Source organism: Pseudomonas sp. CCI4.2 (assembly GCF_034350045.1).
In the GTDB taxonomy this organism is placed as follows: Bacteria; Pseudomonadota; Gammaproteobacteria; order Pseudomonadales; family Pseudomonadaceae; genus Aquipseudomonas.
Map to the genome: position 1 here is coordinate 5,464,866 of NZ_CP133781.1, position 18,936 is coordinate 5,483,801.

The 18,936-nt window shown below is 58.6% G+C and carries 15 protein-coding genes and 1 pseudogene; 11 read left to right on the top strand and 5 right to left on the bottom strand.

What is annotated here, in order from left to right; translation table 11 throughout:
- The first annotated feature begins 25 nt into the window (after window positions 1-25).
- Window positions 26-1,231, top strand: a complete 1,206-nt coding sequence (locus RHM65_RS24830) for a cysteine desulfurase (protein WP_322168056.1) — start codon at window positions 26-28, stop codon at window positions 1,229-1,231.
- On the top strand, window positions 1,228-1,641 hold the full coding sequence (locus tag RHM65_RS24835) for a SufE family protein (protein WP_322168055.1): 414 nt from the start codon (window positions 1,228-1,230) through the stop codon (window positions 1,639-1,641). The genes RHM65_RS24830 and RHM65_RS24835 overlap by 4 nt, the downstream gene beginning before the upstream one ends.
- Here the strand turns inward: RHM65_RS24835 and tcdA are convergent.
- Window positions 1,617-2,453 carry a tRNA cyclic N6-threonylcarbamoyladenosine(37) synthase TcdA gene (gene tcdA / locus RHM65_RS24840; protein ID WP_322168054.1) on the bottom strand — a complete coding sequence of 279 codons (837 nt, stop codon included), beginning with the start codon at window positions 2,451-2,453 and terminating at the stop codon, window positions 1,617-1,619. The two genes, RHM65_RS24835 and tcdA, sit on opposite strands and share 25 nt — an antisense overlap.
- Before the next feature lie 274 nt (window positions 2,454-2,727).
- Here tcdA and RHM65_RS24845 point away from each other — a divergent pair, with 274 nt between their 5' ends.
- From RHM65_RS24845 to RHM65_RS24875, 7 genes are all read left to right on the top strand, one after another.
- On the top strand, window positions 2,728-5,316 hold the full coding sequence (locus tag RHM65_RS24845) for a glycosyltransferase (RefSeq protein ID WP_322168053.1): 2,589 nt from the start codon (window positions 2,728-2,730) through the stop codon (window positions 5,314-5,316).
- A 194-nt stretch (window positions 5,317-5,510) separates the two neighbouring features.
- Entirely contained in the window at window positions 5,511-6,662 is a 1,152-nt protein-coding gene (dapE, locus tag RHM65_RS24850) for a succinyl-diaminopimelate desuccinylase (RefSeq protein ID WP_322168052.1), read from the top strand.
- A complete protein-coding gene (locus tag RHM65_RS24855; protein ID WP_322170788.1) occupies window positions 6,662-7,498 on the top strand; it encodes a putative RNA methyltransferase in 837 nt (278 codons plus the stop codon). The genes dapE and RHM65_RS24855 overlap by 1 nt, the downstream gene beginning before the upstream one ends.
- Before the next feature lie 51 nt (window positions 7,499-7,549).
- Window positions 7,550-7,927, top strand: coding sequence for a hypothetical protein (locus tag RHM65_RS24860; RefSeq protein ID WP_322168051.1), 378 nt, complete (start codon window positions 7,550-7,552; stop codon window positions 7,925-7,927).
- Between the two features lie 101 nt (window positions 7,928-8,028).
- Window positions 8,029-10,524, top strand: a complete 2,496-nt coding sequence (gene plsB, locus RHM65_RS24865; protein ID WP_322168050.1) for a glycerol-3-phosphate 1-O-acyltransferase PlsB — start codon at window positions 8,029-8,031, stop codon at window positions 10,522-10,524.
- A 62-nt stretch (window positions 10,525-10,586) separates the two neighbouring features.
- Window positions 10,587-10,985 (top strand): YbaY family lipoprotein, encoded by a 399-nt coding sequence (locus RHM65_RS24870; protein WP_322168049.1) that lies wholly within the window; start codon window positions 10,587-10,589, stop codon window positions 10,983-10,985.
- A 64-nt stretch (window positions 10,986-11,049) separates the two neighbouring features.
- Entirely contained in the window at window positions 11,050-11,739 is a 690-nt protein-coding gene (locus RHM65_RS24875; protein ID WP_322168048.1) for a DUF4197 domain-containing protein, read from the top strand.
- 42 nt (window positions 11,740-11,781) lie between these two features.
- On the opposite strand, the pseudogene RHM65_RS24880 reads toward RHM65_RS24875, so the two are convergent.
- From RHM65_RS24880 to RHM65_RS24890, 3 genes and pseudogenes are all read right to left on the bottom strand, one after another.
- Window positions 11,782-12,339, bottom strand: a pseudogene (locus RHM65_RS24880) (Fic family protein); the annotation flags it as partial.
- A 35-nt stretch (window positions 12,340-12,374) separates the two neighbouring features.
- Entirely contained in the window at window positions 12,375-15,446 is a 3,072-nt protein-coding gene (locus tag RHM65_RS24885) for an efflux RND transporter permease subunit (protein WP_322168047.1), read from the bottom strand.
- Window positions 15,447-15,452: 6 nt separating this feature from the next.
- Complete coding sequence (locus tag RHM65_RS24890; RefSeq protein WP_322168046.1) at window positions 15,453-16,553, bottom strand: efflux RND transporter periplasmic adaptor subunit; 1,101 nt, start codon at window positions 16,551-16,553, stop codon at window positions 15,453-15,455.
- Window positions 16,554-16,645: 92 nt separating this feature from the next.
- Between RHM65_RS24890 and RHM65_RS24895 the strand changes: the two genes are divergently transcribed.
- Window positions 16,646-17,281: a TetR/AcrR family transcriptional regulator gene (locus tag RHM65_RS24895; RefSeq protein ID WP_322168045.1), complete on the top strand. Its 636-nt coding sequence runs from the start codon at window positions 16,646-16,648 to the stop codon at window positions 17,279-17,281.
- Between the two features lie 148 nt (window positions 17,282-17,429).
- On the opposite strand, the gene RHM65_RS24900 is transcribed toward RHM65_RS24895, so the two are convergent.
- Window positions 17,430-18,212, bottom strand: coding sequence for a class I SAM-dependent methyltransferase (locus tag RHM65_RS24900; protein ID WP_322168044.1), 783 nt, complete (start codon window positions 18,210-18,212; stop codon window positions 17,430-17,432).
- A gap of 96 nt (window positions 18,213-18,308) precedes the next feature.
- Here RHM65_RS24900 and RHM65_RS24905 point away from each other — a divergent pair, with 96 nt between their 5' ends.
- Complete coding sequence (locus RHM65_RS24905; protein WP_322168043.1) at window positions 18,309-18,932, top strand: energy transducer TonB; 624 nt, start codon at window positions 18,309-18,311, stop codon at window positions 18,930-18,932.
- Window positions 18,933-18,936: the final 4 nt, after the last annotated feature.

The following is an 18,936-nucleotide window of genomic DNA, read 5'->3' on the forward strand; positions in this document are numbered from 1 at the left end:
GCCCTGATCCATCGAGCTGAATACCATGCTTCTGCCCTCCCCTTGGCGCGCTGATTTTCCAGCCATCGCCGCACTGCAACGGCAAGGCCAGACCTATCTGGACAACGCCGCTACAACGCAAAAACCCCAAGCGCTGCTCGACGCGCTAAACAATTACTACGCCAACGGCGCGGCCAATGTGCATCGCGCACAGCACCTGCCGGGGGCAAACGCCACTCAATTGTTTGAAAACAGCCGGCGCAACGTCGCCCAATGGCTTAACGCGGGCGATGACGCACAGATCATTTTTACCCACGGCACCACCTCGGCATTGAACCTGCTGGCGTATGGGCTTGAGCATCAATTTGAAACCGGCGATGAGATCGTAATCTCGGCGCTGGAGCATCACGCCAACCTGCTGCCTTGGCAGCAACTGGCACAGCGTCGCGGTATCGAATTGATTGTTTTGCCCCTCGACGCCCACGGGCTGATTGATCTTCCTGTTGCTGCCACGCTGATCGGTCCACGTACCCGGGTATTGGCCGTCAGTCAGCTGTCCAACGTACTTGGCGCCTGGCAACCGCTGCCCGAGTTACTGAAGATGGCCAAGGCGCACGGCGCGCTGACGGTGGTCGATGGCGCACAAGGTGTAGTGCACGGCCGACAAGACCTGCAGGCCCTGAGCTGCGATTTTTATGTCTTTTCCAGCCACAAACTCTACGGCCCGGACGGCGTCGGCGTGCTGTACGGCCGCAATGAAGCTCTGGCGCAGTTACGTCATTGGCAGTTCGGCGGCGAAATGGTCCTGACCACTGACTACCACAGCGCAACGTTTCGCCCTGCGCCGCTGGGTTTTGAAGCGGGCACGCCACCGATAGCCGGGGTCATCGGCCTGGGCGCGACCCTCGACTATTTGAACAGCCTCGACCACGGCGCCGTGCTGGCCCATGAGGCCGCGCTGCACCGGTTATTGCGCGAGGGTTTGCGCAGCCGCGAGGGCGTGCGAGTGCTGGGAGATCCGCAATTGGCGTTGGTGAGCTTCGTGGTGGACGGGGTTCACAACGCCGATCTGGCTCACCTGTTGACCGAACAGGGCATTGCCGTGCGTGCCGGGCATCATTGCGCGATGCCGCTGATCAAGCACCTGGGGCTGACCGGTGCCTTACGCGCGTCTCTGGCGCTGTACAACGACTCCGACGACGTGCAGCGTTTTTTCCATGGGCTGGACCAAGCGCTGGAGTTGCTGCGATGAAGTTGCCGCCTGATGCCCAGCTGGCTTTGGATACTTTCAATCAGCCACAAAGCTGGGAGCAGCGTGCGCGGCTATTGATGCAATGGGGTGAACGCTTGCCCGCGTTGAGCGACGACGAAAAAACCGAAGCGCACCGGGTACACGGCTGTGAAAGCCAGGTCTGGCTGCTGGGCAATTTCGAGCAGGGGGCGTGGCAATTTCGTGCCGCCAGTGACGCGCGCTTGATTCGAGGCTTGGTGGCGCTGCTGTTGGCGCGGGTCAATGGCCTGTCAGCAGAGGATATGCAGCAGGTTGATCCAGCGGATTGGTTCAAGCAATTGGGACTTAGCCGTCACTTGTCACCGTCACGCAGCAACGGCTTGAACGCGGTATTACAGCGGATGCGTCAGTTGGCTTCCGGCACGACCTGAATCGGCTTTATCCGTTCAGACGGGCGTCTTACACCGGCAACAATCTTGTCCACTGCTTTGGTCGCCGCGACCATACCGAACGTCGCCGTAACCATCATCACCGCGCCGAACCCACCCGAGCAGTCGAGCTTCACGCCGTCGCCGACGAAGCTTTTTTGCAGGCAGATGCTGCCGTCGGGTTTCGGATAACGCAGCTGCTCGGTAGAGAACACGCACGGCACGCTGTAGTGGCGGGTCATGGTCCGCGAGAAACCGTAATCCCGGCGCAGGGTCGAGCGCACTTTGGATGCCAACGGATCGTTGAAGGTGCGGTTGAGGTCGCAGACCTGGATCAGCGTCGGGTCTATCTGCCCGCCCGCACCGCCCGTGGTAATGATCTGAATCTTGCGGCGTTTGCACCAAGCGATGAGCGCGGCCTTCGCGTTAACGCTGTCGATGCAATCGAGCACGCAATCGATGTTCGGCGTGATGTACTCGGCCATGGTCTCGCGGGTGACGAAATCACTGACGGCATGGACGACGCAATCCGGGTTGATTGCACGCAGGCGCTCGGCCATGACCTCAACCTTGTCCCGGCCGATCGTGCCTTCCAGTGCGTGCAACTGGCGGTTGCTGTTGCTCAGGCACACGTCGTCCATATCGAACAAAGAGATTTCGCCGACGCCGCAGCGGGCAATCGCTTCTGCCGCCCACGAACCGACCCCGCCGACACCAACGATTGCCACATGGGCAGCACGCAACCGGCTCAGGCCTTCAATGCCATACAGACGGGCGACGCCAGCAAACCGCGGATCTTCTGTGTTCATGACCATAACCCCAAAAACCGGCGCGCATTATAGGGCGGCTTACCGGTGAGAGCATCTTTATCCGGATAAACCGCAATCTCTAACCGCGCCGCACGCTGCACAAGCCAACTTGTTAGCTAGGCATCGTGCCTGACGCACCGCAGCGCTGCTTCTCGCCAACAAGTTGGGTCCTACCGATCCGTCCTCCAGCCGAAATTCGCGAAGACGCGCGCCCCCCTCCCCTGCTTTAATAGCGACAACACACCTAGTTACATAGCAATCTTTGGAATTAGACGTATTTATGTCATCGCGTAAATTTGGACTCAACTTGGTGGTTGTCGTGGCGATTGCCGCGCTGTTCACCGGTTTCTGGGCGCTAATCAACCGCCCGGTCAACGCCCCCGACTGGCCCGAGCAGATTTCAGGCTTTTCTTACTCTCCCTTCCGACCGGGGCAAAATCCGCAGGAAGGCATCTACCCGACCGACGACGAAATGCGTCAGGACCTGGAGTTGATCAGTAAGCAAACCGACAGTATCCGCACCTACTCGGTGGACGGTTCCCTGGGAGATATTCCGAAGCTGGCCGAAGAGTTTGGCCTGCGCGTGACCCTGGGCATCTGGATCAGCCCTGACCAAGAGCGCAACGAGCGTGAAATTACCCGGGCCATCGAACTGGCGAACACCACGCGCAGTGTCGTTCGAGTGGTAGTGGGCAACGAAGCGCTGTTCCGCCGTGAAATCACCGTCAAACAACTCAGTGTCCTGCTGGACCGGGTTCGTGCGGCGGTAAAAGTGCCGGTGACAACCTCCGAACAGTGGCACATCTGGGAGAAATACCCTGAGCTGGCCAAGCACGTTGACTTGATCGCTGCACACATTCTGCCGTATTGGGAATTTATCCCGGTGGACAAGGCCGGTCAGTTCGTCCTCGACCGCGCTCGCGAACTAAAAAAAATGTTCCCGAAAAAACCGCTGTTGCTTTCGGAGGTTGGCTGGCCGAGCAATGGCCGTATGCGCGGCGGTGCTGATGCGACCCAGTCGGATCAAGCCATTTACCTGCGTACGCTGGTCAACAAGCTGAACCGTCAGGGCTACAACTACTTCGTGATCGAAGCCTTTGATCAGCCGTGGAAAGCCAGTGACGAAGGTTCGGTGGGCGCGTATTGGGGCGTGTACAACGCCGACCGCCAGCAGAAATTCAATTTCACCGGGCCCATCGTCGCCATCCCGCAGTGGCGAGTCCTGGCCATCGGATCGGGGGTCTTGGCCCTGCTGTCGCTGGCGTTGCTGCTGATCGACGGCTCGGCGTTGCGCCAACGCGGCCGCACCTTCCTGACGTTCACCGCTTTCCTTTGCGGTTCGGTGCTGGTGTGGATCGGTTACGACTACAGCCAGCAATACAGCACCTGGTTCAGCCTGACGGTTGGGTTCTTGCTGGCCCTCGGCGCACTGGGCGTGTTCATCGTATTGATGGCCGAAGCGCATGAGCTGGCCGAAGCAGTCTGGACCCACAAGCGCCGCCGTGAATTCCTGCCCGTGGAGATCGACAACGCGTACCGACCAAAAGTCTCGGTGCATGTGCCTTGCTACAACGAGCCACCCGAGATGGTCAAGCAGACCCTCAACGCGCTGGCGGCCCTCGATTATCCGGATTTCGAAGTCCTGCTCATCGACAACAACACCAAAGACCCTGCGGTCTGGGAACCGGTCAAGGCGCATTGCGAACTGCTCGGCCCACGCTTCAAGTTCTTCCACGTCGCCCCGCTGGCAGGCTTCAAAGGCGGCGCGCTGAACTACTTGATTCCGCACACCGCGCCGGACGCTGAAGTCATTGCCGTGATCGACTCCGACTACTGCGTTGATCGCAACTGGCTCAAGCACATGGTGCCGCACTTCGCCGATCCGAAAATCGCCGTGGTGCAGTCGCCGCAGGACTACCGCGACCAGAACGAAAGTACCTTCAAGAAGCTTTGCTACTCGGAATACAAAGGCTTCTTCCATATCGGCATGATCACCCGTAACGACCGCGACGCGATCATCCAGCACGGCACTATGACCATGACCCGTCGCTCGGTGCTCGAGGAGCTTGGCTGGGCCGATTGGTGCATCTGTGAAGACGCCGAACTGGGTCTGCGGGTGTTCGAAAAGGGTCTTTCTGCGGCCTATGCCCATAACAGCTACGGCAAGGGCCTGATGCCGGACACGTTCATTGACTTCAAGAAACAACGTTTCCGTTGGGCCTATGGCGCGATTCAAATCATCAAGCGCCACACGTCGAGCCTGCTGCGCGGCAAAGACACGCAACTGACTCGCGGTCAGCGTTATCACTTCCTCGCGGGCTGGTTACCGTGGGTGGCTGATGGCATGAACATCTTCTTCACCTTCGGCGCCCTGCTCTGGTCGGGCGCGATGATCATCGTGCCGCAACGGGTCGATCCGCCGCTGCTGATCTTCGCGATTCCGCCATTGGCACTCTTCGTGTTCAAGGTCGGCAAGATCATCTTCCTGTACCGCCGCGCTGTGGGGGTCAACCTCAAGGATGCGTTTGCCGCTGCGTTGGCCGGGCTGGCGTTGTCCCACACCATCGCCAAAGCGGTCTTGTACGGATTTTTCACTACCAGCATTCCGTTCTTCCGTACACCGAAGAACGTCGACAGCCACGGCATGTGGGTCGCCATTTCCGAAGCTCGGGAAGAACTGTTCATCATGCTGCTGTTGTGGGGCGCTGCGTTGGGCATCTGCCTGGTGCAGGGTCTGCCAAGCGCTGATATGCGTTTTTGGGTGACCATGCTCTTGGTGCAATCGCTGCCGTATCTGGCCGCGTTGATCATGGCCTTCCTCTCCTCCCTGCCTAAACCGACGCATGTGGTAGAGCCGACCCCGGCCTGAGATTAATACAGACGGCATTAAACGGCGGCCTTCGGGTCGCCGTTTTGCTTTAAGCTATGCGCCTTTTCAGCACCTAAACAAACCTTGTAGGTGCCAACTCGTTGGCGAGAGGCTTGACGCGGTCAGCCCGGCACGACGCCTCGCCAACGAGTTCGCTCCTACAGGGTTATTGCGCTTCAATCGGAGTTTTGTACATGACGGCCCCAGCCGAACTTTCGCCCACCCTTCAACTCGCCTGCGACTTGATCCGTCGTCCTTCGGTGACCCCGATCGATGCGGACTGCCAGGCCGTGATGATGCAGCGCTTGGGCAATGCCGGCTTCGCGCTGGAACCAATGCGCATTGAGGATGTGGATAACTTTTGGGCCGTTCACGGCAGTCAGGACGGCCCGGTATTGTGTTTCGCCGGACACACCGACGTCGTCCCAACCGGCCCGGTAAAAGCCTGGCAAAACGATCCATTCAATGCCTTGATCGACGAAAACGGCATGCTCTGCGGCCGTGGCGCAGCCGACATGAAAGGCAGCCTGGCCTCCATGGTGGTGGCGGCGGAACGCTTTGTCGGCGAGCACCCGAACCATAAAGGCAAGGTCGCGTTCCTGATCACCAGTGACGAGGAAGGCCTAGCCCACCACGGCACCAAGGCAGTGGTCGAGCGGCTGGTGGCGCGCAAAGAGCGCATGGACTGGTGCATCGTTGGCGAACCGTCGAGTACCACGTTGGTCGGCGATGTGGTGAAAAACGGCCGTCGCGGTTCGTTGGGCGCCACGCTGACCGTCCGTGGGGTGCAGGGCCACGTTGCGTACCCGCATTTGGCGAAAAACCCGATTCATCTGGCGGCTCCGGCATTGGCCGAACTGGCAGCAGAGCACTGGGACAACGGCAATGCGTTCTTTCCGCCGACCAGTTTTCAAATCTCCAACCTGAACGCCGGCACCGGCGCGACCAACGTCATTCCTAGCGATCTGGTTGCAGTGTTCAACTTCCGCTTCTCCACCGAATCCACGGTTGAAGGTTTGCAGCAACGGGTTGCGGTCCTGCTCGACAAGCATGGCCTGGACTATCACGTGGAATGGGCGCTGTCCGGCCTTCCGTTTCTCACCGAACCGGGGGATCTGTTGGATGCGGTCTCGGCCAGCATCAAGGCCGTCACCGGTCGCGATACCAACGCCTCAACCAGCGGTGGCACCTCGGATGGACGCTTTATCGCGACCATGGGCACACAAGTAGTCGAACTGGGTCCGGTCAACGCCACGATTCATCAGGTCAATGAGCGCGTGTTGGCCGCCGACCTTGATGTGCTGACCGAGATCTACTTCCAGACGCTGGTCAAATTACTCGCATGATGCTCACCTGCCCGATTTGCTCCGCCGCGCTTAGTGACGTCGATAACGGTGTCGTTTGCCCCGCTAGCCACCGCTTCGACCGCGCGCGTCAGGGTTATCTGAACCTGCTGCCGGTGCAGCATAAAAACAGCCGTGACCCTGGCGATAACCAAGCCATGGTCGAAGCCCGCCGCGATTTTCTCAACGCCGGGCATTACGCACCGGTGGCCAGACGATTGGCCGAGCTGGCGGCGCAACAGTTGCCGGCGCGCTGGTTGGACATCGGTTGCGGCGAGGGTTATTACACCGCGCAAATCGCCACGGCATTGCCCGAGGCCGACGGTTACGCGCTGGATATTTCCCGCGAAGCGGTCAAACGCGCCTGTCGCCGCGATCCATCACTGACATGGTTGATCGCCAGCATGGCGCGGGTGCCATTGCCTGACGAGAGCTGCCAACTACTGATCAGCGTGTTCAGCCCATTGGACTGGAATGAAGCCAAGCGCCTGCTGACACCGGGCGGCGGGTTGTTGCGGGTTGGCCCAACCAGCGGACATTTGATGGAGCTGCGCGAGCGGCTGTACGACCAAGTGCGCGATTACGCCGATGACAAGCATTTGGCCTTGATCCCGCAAGGCATGCAGTTGCAACACAGCGAAACCCTGGAATTCAAGCTGACGCTGGTGGACGGCCAATCCCGCGCCAACCTGCTGGCAATGACCCCGCACGGCTGGCGAGCCAGTGCAGAACGTCGGGCCAATGTCATTGAGCAAGTGGCGCCGTTCGAAGTGACGGTCTCCATGCGCTACGATTATTTCGTGCTTGAGCCGTTAGCTCCCGTACACGCACCAAATTGATACGACACCCTGAATCCGCGAATGGATTTTCCAATTTCTGACGAGGCATCCATGCGCCAACCTGATATCGAAATTTACCTCAAAGACTACGACGTCGATTACAAAGCCGTCGCCGCTTGGCTAAGTGCTGCAATCGGCCCGTGCAGCGAGTGGGAAAAGAAAGGCCAAACCTACAAATGCGTCGCGGGCGATATCGCGGTGACTTGGCTACCTAAAGCCGTGGGCAAATGGAACAGCCTGCACCTGGACAGCGACAATACCCCTTGGGAAGACGACATCGCCTGCGCCCGCGCCGCCTTTGCCGCACTGAACGTCGAAGTCCGCTGCGCGCCAGGCACCTGGGTCGAAGAAGAAAGCGACGAAACCGCCGACCGCTGGATCCGCATCAGCACCGATGGCGAAGAAGAGATCGTTTGGCACACCGCTTGATCTCGTGATGTTCGCGACGTCATCAAACTCCTGTTTTTTGCCCATCTCGACCATATACGGCACACTGTCCGCCTCGTTTTTTTCTATGCAGCAGATGCCGTATGACCCGTTCCCCGTTCCGCCGTCTTGTGTTTGGCACCTTGCGCCGACTGTTGTACCTCTGGGTTCGCTCGGAAACCATTAATCAGTCGTCGTTCACCCTTAACCTGGACCGCAGCCGACCGGTGTTTTATGTGCTGCAATCGCCATCGCTGAGTGACCTTGCAGTAGTCGACACCGAGTGCCGCAAAGCCGGCCTGCCTCGGCCGATCCTGCCCGTCGCGGTGGGCAACTTGCTGGAACCTGCGGCATTTTTCTACCTGACACCCGAACCCGACTGGCTCGGCCGTCAAGACAAACGTGGCGCACCGCCGACCTTGGAGCGGTTGCTCAGCGCAATTACTCAGAACGCCAGCGAGGATGCGCAGATCATCCCGGTCAGTGTGTTTTGGGGTCAGTCGCCGGACAGCGAATCCAGTCCATGGAAGTTGTTATTCGCCGACAGCTGGGCGGTGACTGGGCGTCTGCGTCGCTTGGTCAGCATCCTGATTTTGGGTCGTAAAACCCGTGTTCAGTTCTCCGCACCGGTTCATCTGCGTGAGCTGATCGATGAAAACAAGGGCCATGAACGTACATTGCGCATGGCCCAGCGTATTTTCCGGGTGCACTTCCGCAATCTGAAAACCGCCGTAATCGGCCCCGACCTGTCCCACCGCCGGACGCTGGTACGTGGCCTGGTGGGCGAGCCTTTGGTAAAACAGGCGATTCTCGAAGAGGCCGAACGGTCAAACATCACGGAGGCTAAAGCTCAGGCTCAAGCATTGCGCTACGGCAATGAGATCGCTTCGGACTACAACTACTCCGTCATTCGCTTCATGGAAGTGGTGCTGAGTTGGTTTTGGAACAAAATCTACGACGGGATCAAAGTCAGCCACATCGAAGGCGTGCAAGCCGTCGCGCCGGGCCATGAAGTCATTTATGTCCCATGCCATCGCAGCCATATCGATTACCTTCTTCTTTCCTACCTGCTGTTTCGCAATGGTCTGACGCCGCCCCACGTCGCGGCGGGTATCAACTTGAACATGCCAGGCATCGGCGGTTTGTTGCGACGGGGCGGGGCGTTTTTTATGCGCCGTACCTTTAAGGGCAATCCGCTGTACAGCGCAGTGTTCAACGAATACCTGCACACGCTGTTCACCAAGGGGTTCCCGGTCGAGTATTTCGTTGAAGGTGGTCGCTCGCGAACCGGACGTATGTTGCAGCCGAAAACCGGCATGCTGGCCATCACACTGCGCAGCTTTCTGCGCAACTCGCGGATGCCGATTGTTTTTGTACCGGTGTACATCGGCTACGAGCGCGTCCTCGAAGGCCGTACCTATTTGGGCGAGTTACGCGGTGCTAGCAAAAAGAAAGAATCGATTTTCGACATTTTCAAAGTGATCGGGGCACTGAAAAAACAACGCTTCGGCCAGGTGTCGGTTAACTTTGGCGAGCCGATCAAGCTGGCGGAGTTCCTTGACCATGAACAACCGGATTGGCGTGAACAGGAGCTTGGCCCGCTCTACCGACCTGCCTGGTTGAACGAAACCACTCACCGCCTCGGCCAGCGCGTGGCACAGCACCTGAACGAAGCCGCCGCAATTAATCCGGTCAATCTGGTGGCGCTGGCGTTGTTGTCGACCAATAAGCTGGCGCTGGATGATCAGGCCATGGCCCGGGTGCTGGACCTGTACCTGACGCTGCTGCGCCGCGTGCCTTATTCGCCGCACACCACTTTGCCGCAAGGCGATGGCAAAGCGCTGATCAGCTACGTGAAGGGTATGAATCTGCTCTCGGAACAAGCCGACGCCCTAGGCAAAATCCTCTACTTGGATGAGCAAAACGCGGTCTTGATGACCTATTACCGCAACAACGTTCTGCACATCTTCGCCCTGCCTTCGCTGCTGGCGAGCTTTTTCCAAACCGCCTCGCGCATGAGCCGCGAACAAGTCCTGCGCTACACCCGCGCGCTGTATCCGTATCTGCAATCGGAGTTATTCATTCGTTGGCCGCTGAACGAACTGGATGCAGTCGTTGATCAATGGCTTGAGGCGTTGGTCGAGCAAGGTCTATTGCGCTTTGAAAATGAGGTGTACCTGCGCCCGGCACCGAGTTCGCGTCAGTTCGTGCAACTGACGTTGCTGTCTCGTGCCATCGCCCAGACCCTGCAACGTTTCTACATGGCGATCTCGCTGCTGCTCAACAGCGGACAAAACAGCCTCAGCGCCGAAGAACTGGAAGACCTGTGTACGGTCATGGCGCAACGGCTGTCCATTTTGCATGGACTCAACGCACCCGAGTTTTTTGACAAAAGTCTGTTCCGGGACTTTATTCAGAACTTGCTCAACCTGGGGGTGCTGCGCAAAGACACCGCTGGCAAGCTCAGTTATCACCCGTTACTCGGGGATTTGGCGGAGGGTGCGGCCAAGCGTGTACTGCCTGCCGAGATCCGTTTATCCATACGCCAGGTGGCGTTGCACCGCAGCGAAGATGTTTCCGAGGCTGACCCTGCCGGATAAATCCGTTAAATTCCTGCCGATGGCGTCAGGATTCTTCTGCCGCCACCCGTATGGAGATTACGATGAAAAAGCTTTTACTGATCCTTATGACCACCGTGCTCGGCGCCTGCGCCCAGCAGCAACCCACGAATCAAGCCAGCCTCAATGGCGAGGTGTTCTACCTGCAACGCGTCGCCTTGCCACCGGCTGCGACCATGACCGTGAGCCTGCAAGACATTTCCCGCGCCGATGCGCCGGTAGTGATTCTGGCCAGGCAAACGGCTCCGGTGAACGGCCAGGTGCCCCTGCCTTTCTCACTGACCTATGATCCAAAGCACGTTCAACCCGGCCATCGTTACTCGGTAAGCGCGCACATTGACCTCGACGGCAAGCTACTGTTTATCAGCACCGGGCAACATGGCGTGCAGTTGAATGGGCAAGATCCACAACCGTTGCGGATTCGTCTGGACTCGGTTCAATAACACCTAGGCGTTGGCCTAGCGGTCAGCGCCATTTTCTTAATTCGATTTTCAAAAGGATATGTCCATGCTCCGCCCTTCCGTTGTGTTTGCCGGCCTGTGTGCGGGTGTGCTGTTGTCCACCAACGTGTTTGCCTTGGCGCTGACCGACCTGTCCCAGTCGGATGCCACTGGCGGCCTCAAGGACGCACTGACCCAAGGCGCGCAGATCGCCGTCAAGGAACTGGGCGTTCCCGGCGGCTTCAGCAACAACAAAGAAGTGCGCATCGAGTTGCCGGGCAGTCTCGGCAAAGTGGCGAAGAAGATGAAACAGTTCGGCATGGGCGCACAGGTTGATCAACTGGAAGCTAGCATGAACCAGGCCGCTGAAGCCGCCGTGCCGCAAGCACAGGCGTTGTTGGTAGATGCCGTGAAGAAGATGAGTGTGTCCGACGCCAAGGGCATCCTTAGCGGTGGTAATGACTCAGCCACCCAGTACCTGAGCAAGACCAGCCGCGATCAGATCCGAGCCAAATTCCTGCCTATCGTCAAACAGGCCACCGACAAAGTCGGCGTGGCACAAAAATACAATTCCTTCGCCGGCCAAGCGGCTGCACTGGGCGTCGTCGACACCAAAGACGCGAACATCGAAGGCTACGTGACCGAACAAGCGCTCAATGGCCTGTTCAAAATGATTGGCGAGCAAGAAGCCAGCATCCGCAAAAACCCGGCCGCAGCGGCGACCAGTTTGGCGAAGAAGGTGTTTGGGGCGCTGTAACTCAACCTCTCGGCGTGCGCGTCTGGGGTTTATATCGTTAACCTACAGCCACGCCCGCTTGATCTCGGATTCGTCACGCAGGCTGAATACCCACTCCCGGCCTGCTTTGGCTTTGTTAAACACATTCAGCGCCACCAGACCGTTGAGTACCGCTGAAGCAGTGTTGTAGGAGCAACCGAAATTCTCCTTCACATTGACTGCCGTAAACGCTTTCGCCGAGCCCGTTAGCGCTACCTGAAAAACGGCTTTCTGTTTTTCACTGAACTGCTCATACAGCCCCGAACCCGCGAGCCAATGGTCGAAGCTAACCGCGTCGGCCGCCATTTTCTTGTAGGCCGTCAGAAAGTCATTCACCGCCCGGACAATCACCGAACACTGGTGATCAATAAAGTAGGTCAGGTCCATTCCATCGGTTTCGGTGTAGAGGTACGACCGGCCATATTTGACCGGGGCATTGCGCAGCAGCACGCTGATAGCAATGTAGCGGAACGCCGAAAACTCGCTCTTGAACATGAACCAATAAAACAATGCTCTCGCCACACGGCCATTACCGTCCCGAAAGGGGTGCTCGTAGCCCAAGGCGAAGTGCAATGCGATACCTTACTGCGCGACAGCGGGTTATGGCCTACAAAATATTATGCGGGCTCTGGCGTTTTTTTCACCCGAAACCATGCGGCATACAGCGCGGGCAGGAACAGCAGCGTGAGTGCAGTGGCGACGATCAGGCCGCCCATGATTGCCACGGCCATGGGACCGAAAAACACGCTGCGTGACAGCGGAATCATGGCCAACACCGCCGCCAGGGCGGTGAGGACGATGGGGCGGAAACGGCGGACGGTGGCTTCGATGATCGCTTGCCAAGGTTCAAGCCCAGCGGTGATGTCCTGTTCGATCTGGTCCACCAGAATCACCGAGTTACGCATGATCATCCCGGACAAGGCGATCGTGCCTAACATCGCCACAAAGCCGAAGGGTTGATGGAACACGATCAGGAACGAGGTGACGCCGATCAAACCCAGCGGTGCGGTCAGGAACACCATGGCCACCCGCGAGAAGCTGCGCAGTTGCAGCATCAGCAAGGTCAGGACCACGACGATGAACAACGGCACACCGGCGTTGACCGAGCGCTGGCCACGTCCGGACTCCTCCACAGTACCGCCGACCTCCAGCAGATAACCGTCGGGTAATTCAGCCCGCACGGTGTCTAGCGTTGGCAGGATTTGTTGAATCAGCGTGGCCGGTTGCTCCTTGCCGTAGATGTCCGCACGGACGGTCACGGTGGGCAGTCGGTTGCGATGCCAAATGATGCCTTCTTCAAAGCCATACTCCAGCGTCGCCACTTGCGACAGCGCAACGCTGGTGCCGTTGGCGGTGGGGATGGCGAGGCTGGACAGCGAAGTCAGGTCTTTGCGGGCATCGGCAGTGCCGCGCACCAGAATTTCGATCAGCTCATCGTCTTCCCGGTACTGGCTAACGCTGGAGCCGGTCAATGAACTTTGCAGAAAACGCGACAGGTCCGCCGTGGTCACCCCCAGTGCCCTCGCCCGGTCCTGATCGACGTTGAGGTGCACGACTTTACTCGGCTCTTCCCAATCCAGGTGGACGTTAGCCACGCTCGGGTTTTCCCGAACTTTGTCAGCCACCTTGCGCGCTAACGCACGGACCTCTTCGATGTGTTCACCCGAGACCCGAAATTGCACGGGATAGCCCACGGGCGGGCCATTTTCCAGGCGCGTCACTCGGGGTCGCAGGGTCGCAAACTGCTCGTTGAGCGTGCTGATCAACCACGTGCGAACCGCCTCGCGGTCTTCGATGGTCTTTGCCAACACCACGAACTGCGCAAAACTGGCCGCCGGCAGTTGTTGGTCCAGCGGCAGGTAAAAGCGCGGCGAGCCGGTGCCGATATAGGCCACGTAACTGTCGACGCCGGGGTGATCTTTTAGCATTTGTTCCAGCCGCGTGACTTGCCCGGCGGTATTGCTGAGGGAGGCGCCCTCAGCCAGTTTCAAATCGACCATCAGCTCAAGCCGCACGGATGCGGGGAAAAACTGCTGCGGCACGAAACGGAACATCACCACCGACAACACGAACAAGCAAAGGGTCAATACCAACACGGTTTTACGGCGTCTCACGCACCAGCCCACCAAACTTCGCACGCGCTGATAGAACGGGGTGCCGTAAGGGTCTGGTGCATGTGAACCATGTTTGTCTGCGTGAATTTTCGCCAAGTCCGGCAATAACCGGTCGCCCAAGTAAGGCACGAACACCACGGCAGCGATCCATGACGCCAACAGTGCGATGGTCACCACTTGGAAAATCGAGCGGGTGTATTCCCCGGTGGATGATTGCGCGGTGGCAATTGGCAAGAAGCCAGCGGCAGTGATTAATGTGCCGGTGAGCATCGGGAACGCAGTGCTGGTCCAGGCGAAACTAGCGGCTCTGAGCCGGTCGTAGCCCTGCTCCATTTTGATTGCCATCATCTCCACCGCAATGATCGCGTCATCCACCAGCAAGCCCAGCGCCAGTACCAGCGCGCCCAGGGAAATTTTGTTCAGACCTACGCCCAAGTAATACATGCAGGCGAAGGTCATCGCCAACACCAGCGGGATGGTCAGGGCAACCACTAACCCGGTACGCACCCCTAGGGAGAAGAAACTCACCAACAGCACGATGCCCAGCGCCTCAGCCAGCACATGGACGAACTCGCCGACCCCGGTTTTCACTGCTGCCGGTTGGTCCGACACCTTGCGCAGCTGCATACCGGCTGGGAGGTTTTGCTGGATGTGGGCAAACTCAGCTTCGAGCGCATGCCCGAGGGAAAGGATGTCCCCGCCGTCTTTCATCGCCACGGCCAGGCCAATGGCGTCTTCGCCCATAAAACGCATGCGCGGCGCGGGTGGGTCATTGAAGCCGCGATGAACCTCAGCCACATCGCTGATACGAAAGGTGCGGTTCGCCACGCGAATCGGAAAGTTTTTTATCTCGTCGACGGACTGAAAACGGCCGGTCACGCGCAATTGAATACGATCACTGGGCGTCTCGAAAAAACTGGCCGCCGACACCGCATTCTGAGCCTCAAGCGCCTGCTGAACGGCTTCCAACGACAAACCCAAGGTCGCGAGTTTCAGGTTCGACAGCTCAATCCAGATCTTCTCGTCCTGCAATCCCAATAGTTCAATCTTGCCAACGTCCTTGACCCGTTGCAGTTGGATTTGCACGCGGTCTGCGTAGTGTTTGAGTATCGCGTAATCAAAACCGTCGCCGGTCAACGCGTAGATATTGCCGAATGTAGTGCCGAATTCATCGTTGAAAAACGGGCCTTGAACGCTGGGCGGCAAGGTTTGCCGAATATCGCCGATCTTCTTGCGCACCTGATACCACAGCTCAGGCACTTGAGCGGCAGACATGGCGTCGCGGGCAAAGAACGTGACTTGCGACTCTCCTGGTCGCGAGAACGAGAGGATGCGCTCGTACTCGCCGGTTTCCATCAGCTTCTTCTCGATGCGATCGGTGACTTGCCGACCGACTTCCTCAGCGCTGGCACCCGGCCAAAGGGTGCGAATGACCATGGCCTTGAAGGTGAACGGCGGGTCTTCACTTTGCCCGAGCTTGGTGTAGGACAATGCGCCGACCACGGCCAATAGCAGCATCAAAAACAGGACGATCTGGCGGTTGCGCAGGGCCCATTCAGACAGGTTAAAACGCATCCGTGCTTACTCCTTGGCCGCCAGCTTCACTTCCCGATTGCTGCGATCCACCGGGCGTACCTTTTCGCCCTCGTGAAGCACATGCACGCCAGCCGCGACGATCCAATCCGTGGCACTAAGGCCTTCCAGAACCGGCACCGTGTCTTGACCGTAGGTGGCGACGCGAACCGGAGTGCGCTTGATTCTGTTGTCGGCATCGATACGCCAGACATAGGTGGCGCCGTTTTCAGCCGTCAGCGCCGACAATGGCACCGACAGCGCGGCGGTTTCTCCAGTCTGAAAAAACACCCGGGCGCTCTGCCCCAGCTCTGCCGGGACTTTGCCACCGGCGAAAGCGATTCGGGCGGCGAAGGTGCGTGAGCGCGGATCAGCCGCAGGCGACAGTTCCCGGATGCGACCGGTCAAGCGTTGATCGCGTTGGGTCCACAGTTCAACCGCCACGGTCTGCCCGATTTTGAAGCGGCTGAAGCTTTGCTCCGGCACGCTGATCAGCACTTCCCGCTCGCCATCGGCGGCCAGGGTAAACACCGTTTGCCCGGCGGCAACGACTTGCCCGACTTCCACCAACCGTCTTGAAATCACCCCATCCTGCGGGGCACGCAGCACGGCATAACCAGCTTGGTTATCGGCCACGGTAAATTCGGCTTTGATCTGTTTGAGCCGCGCCTCACCTGAAAGGAACAGGTTTTGGGCGTTGTCGAATTGCGAATGGCTGACCATCTGCCGGTCCATCAAGGTCTTGTAACGATCACGCTCAGTGCGGACCCATTGCAAGTTTGCTTCAGCAGCGGCCACTTGGGCACGGCTCGCTTCCAATTGCAGGCGCATGTCCTGGGGGTCAAGCTCGGCCAAGGGCTGATTGGCTTTGACACGTTCCCCTTCTTCCACCAAGCGCTTGATGACTTTGCCTGGAACCCGAAATGCCAGGTCAGGCTCGAATCGCGCACGTACTTCGCCGGGGTAGCTGTCCATCGACAGCGATGCTATTTGCGGCTGGACGACAATGGCCGGACGCACGGTGGTCGGAGCGGACTCTTCATGACCGCAACCCGTCAGTAGCAAAACCAGACTGATGGCCGGGGTAAAGGACAAGGCATCGCGAAACATGGTGATGGACCTTTGGCGTAGGATGCTTTAATTGTTGTACTGCCGCGTATATTAAGAAATACCAAACTCACCAGTCCACTATTAAAACGAAGATGCCTGATAATTTATTGATCGCTTCTGGCCCTGGTCGCCCCAAGGACCTGGCAAAACGCCAGGCCATCCTCGATGCCGCGAAAAACCTGTTCGTCAGCAATGGATATGCTGGCACCAGCATGGACGCCGTGGCCGCCGAAGCCGGGGTGTCAAAATTGACGGTTTACAACCATTTCACCGACAAGGAGACCTTGTTCTCGGCGGCGGTGGTGGCCCGTTGCGAAGAGCAACTGCCTGAGCTGTTTTTCGAGATGCCTGAGGGCACCCCGGTAGAAACGGTGTTGACCACTATCGGGCGGGGCTTTCATGCGCTGATCAACAGCCGGGACTCGATTGAGCTGCATCGGTTGATGGTGGCTCTGGGGGCTCAAGATCCGAAGTTGTCACAGATCTTTTTCGAGGCGGGCCCTGAGCGGATCCTGCAGGAGATGGAGCGGCTGCTGATTCAGATCGACAACAGCGGCAGCCTGAACATCGACAAACCGCGCCTCGCCGCCGAGCATTTTTTGTGTCTGCTCAAAGGCACCTGCAACTTCCGCCTGCTGATCGGTTGCAACGATGCACCCAACGAAGGGGCGGATGACGAGCACGTACGGGAAGTGGTGAGCGTGTTCATGCGTGCCTATCGCGCCTGAAACCACTCCAACGCTGTAGGAGCCAACTTGTTGGCGAGGTGTAAAACCTGACACACCGCATCAAGCTTCTCGCCAACAAGACGGTATCTACAGGTCGTATGGGTGGAAAATTTCGGCGCCGCCTTCGCGATGAAGGTTCGAAAGGGGTTCAGCCTTTGAGTGCTTTTTTGGGGTAGATGTCGTAGCGGCTGGATTTTCCATCCAGCGCATAACCAGGCTTTGGGCCATCGATACTGGGGGCTTTGCGGGGGCGTTTGACCACCACTCGGTGGGTGGCCAGCGCCAACGCTGCTTCGAGTAACGCTGGAGCGTCCATGTCGTCGCCCACCAAGGGCCGGAACAGGCGCATTTCTTTTTTGACCAACGCGGTTTTTTCCCGGTGCGGAAACATCGGGTCCAGATAGATCACCTGCGGCGGCTCACCTTCCCAAGCCCGAATCAGCTCGATTGAATTGCCGGTCAGCAAACGCATCTGCGCAATGATCGGCCCGATTTCGCGATCTCTCAGCCCGCGGGCCAGGCCGTCTGCGAGCAGCGCGGCAATGATCGGCTGACGTTCGATCAGGCTTATGTCACAACCCAGGCTGGCGAGCACGAACGCGTCTTTGCCCAATCCCGCTGTCGCATCCAGCACCCGAGGTCGCACGCCCGGTTGGATACCGACAGCCTTGGCGATCATCTGCCCGCTGCCGCCGCCGAATAACCGTCGATGCGCCGCCGAACCTTCGACGAAATCCACCCGCACCGGCCCCGAAGTGTCTGCGCCCAACTGCTGCAATTGCAAACCGTCGTCGGTCACTTGCAGGGCGAATTCGGCGTGGGTGTCTTCCAATGGCAGGCCGAGGCGCTGCGCCCAGTGCTCTGCTTGGGCCTGTCCGTTGCTGATCAGGGTCTCGACGCGAATGCGGCTGCCCGTTTGTTGCTCACTCATTTGCCCACGCGCTCAACTATTTTTAAATGATCGGCGAAAGTGGCCGATAACGAGAATATCCAGCATTTTGCCAGAGCCAGACGAACAAAGAGCGCTATGTCTGACATTGAATCCGCACCGATAGGCTATTTGTCGTACGCAGGCGACTACAGTCTTCGCAATACCAGAACCCTGAGCGGCGTTACCCAGCTCTGGTCGGATGCGTTCGCTCGTGCAATGGCAGACCAAACGGCGGATAAAACCAGCGACTCAGTGACGCCTACCGTCGCGGCGGCTGACCCAGTAACCGGCGAGCCACTGGGCGGTACGAATGCGCTAGGGCAAATCGTCGATCAGCGTGAGCTACCGGTAAATGATGTACAGCGTCGCCCATCCGTGCCGCTGCATTTGCCGATTGCTGAATTTGAACTGCACCTGCTGCCTACGCCTGCGGAGCCATTCAGCGTGGCGGACATGATCGAGCAGCAACGGCACCTGGATTTCGACAGCGGCTGGGTTCGGCCGCTGGTGCTCGATCCCCACCAAGCCGACGCAAATCCAGGCCCTGGTCCGCAAACGCGGCCACTGCATCTTCCTATCGCCGAGTTCGAATGGGACTTGGCTGATAAGCCTGCACTGCCGCTTGCCGCTGAAACCGTCGATGAGCAACAGCGCCATTTGAACTACGACAACGGCTGGGCACGGCCGATCATCCTGCAAAACCTGCGCATGGCCGCCTAAGCGC

Bases quoted from the DNA above. Each gene is read 5' to 3' on its own strand.
- RHM65_RS24830 (WP_322168056.1), top strand. From the start codon at position 26: ATGCTTCTGCCCTCCCCTTGGCGCGCTGATTTTCCAGCCATCGCCGCA.
- RHM65_RS24835 (WP_322168055.1), top strand. From the start codon at position 1,228: ATGAAGTTGCCGCCTGATGCCCAGCTGGCTTTGGATACTTTCAATCAG.
- tcdA (WP_322168054.1), bottom strand. From the start codon at position 2,453: ATGGTCATGAACACAGAAGATCCGCGGTTTGCTGGCGTCGCCCGTCTG.
- RHM65_RS24845 (WP_322168053.1), top strand. From the start codon at position 2,728: ATGTCATCGCGTAAATTTGGACTCAACTTGGTGGTTGTCGTGGCGATT.
- dapE (WP_322168052.1), top strand. From the start codon at position 5,511: ATGACGGCCCCAGCCGAACTTTCGCCCACCCTTCAACTCGCCTGCGAC.
- RHM65_RS24855 (WP_322170788.1), top strand. From the start codon at position 6,662: ATGCTCACCTGCCCGATTTGCTCCGCCGCGCTTAGTGACGTCGATAAC.
- RHM65_RS24860 (WP_322168051.1), top strand. From the start codon at position 7,550: ATGCGCCAACCTGATATCGAAATTTACCTCAAAGACTACGACGTCGAT.
- plsB (WP_322168050.1), top strand. From the start codon at position 8,029: ATGACCCGTTCCCCGTTCCGCCGTCTTGTGTTTGGCACCTTGCGCCGA.
- RHM65_RS24870 (WP_322168049.1), top strand. From the start codon at position 10,587: ATGAAAAAGCTTTTACTGATCCTTATGACCACCGTGCTCGGCGCCTGC.
- RHM65_RS24875 (WP_322168048.1), top strand. From the start codon at position 11,050: ATGCTCCGCCCTTCCGTTGTGTTTGCCGGCCTGTGTGCGGGTGTGCTG.
- RHM65_RS24885 (WP_322168047.1), bottom strand. From the start codon at position 15,446: ATGCGTTTTAACCTGTCTGAATGGGCCCTGCGCAACCGCCAGATCGTC.
- RHM65_RS24890 (WP_322168046.1), bottom strand. From the start codon at position 16,553: ATGTTTCGCGATGCCTTGTCCTTTACCCCGGCCATCAGTCTGGTTTTG.
- RHM65_RS24895 (WP_322168045.1), top strand. From the start codon at position 16,646: ATGCCTGATAATTTATTGATCGCTTCTGGCCCTGGTCGCCCCAAGGAC.
- RHM65_RS24900 (WP_322168044.1), bottom strand. From the start codon at position 18,212: ATGAGTGAGCAACAAACGGGCAGCCGCATTCGCGTCGAGACCCTGATC.
- RHM65_RS24905 (WP_322168043.1), top strand. From the start codon at position 18,309: ATGTCTGACATTGAATCCGCACCGATAGGCTATTTGTCGTACGCAGGC.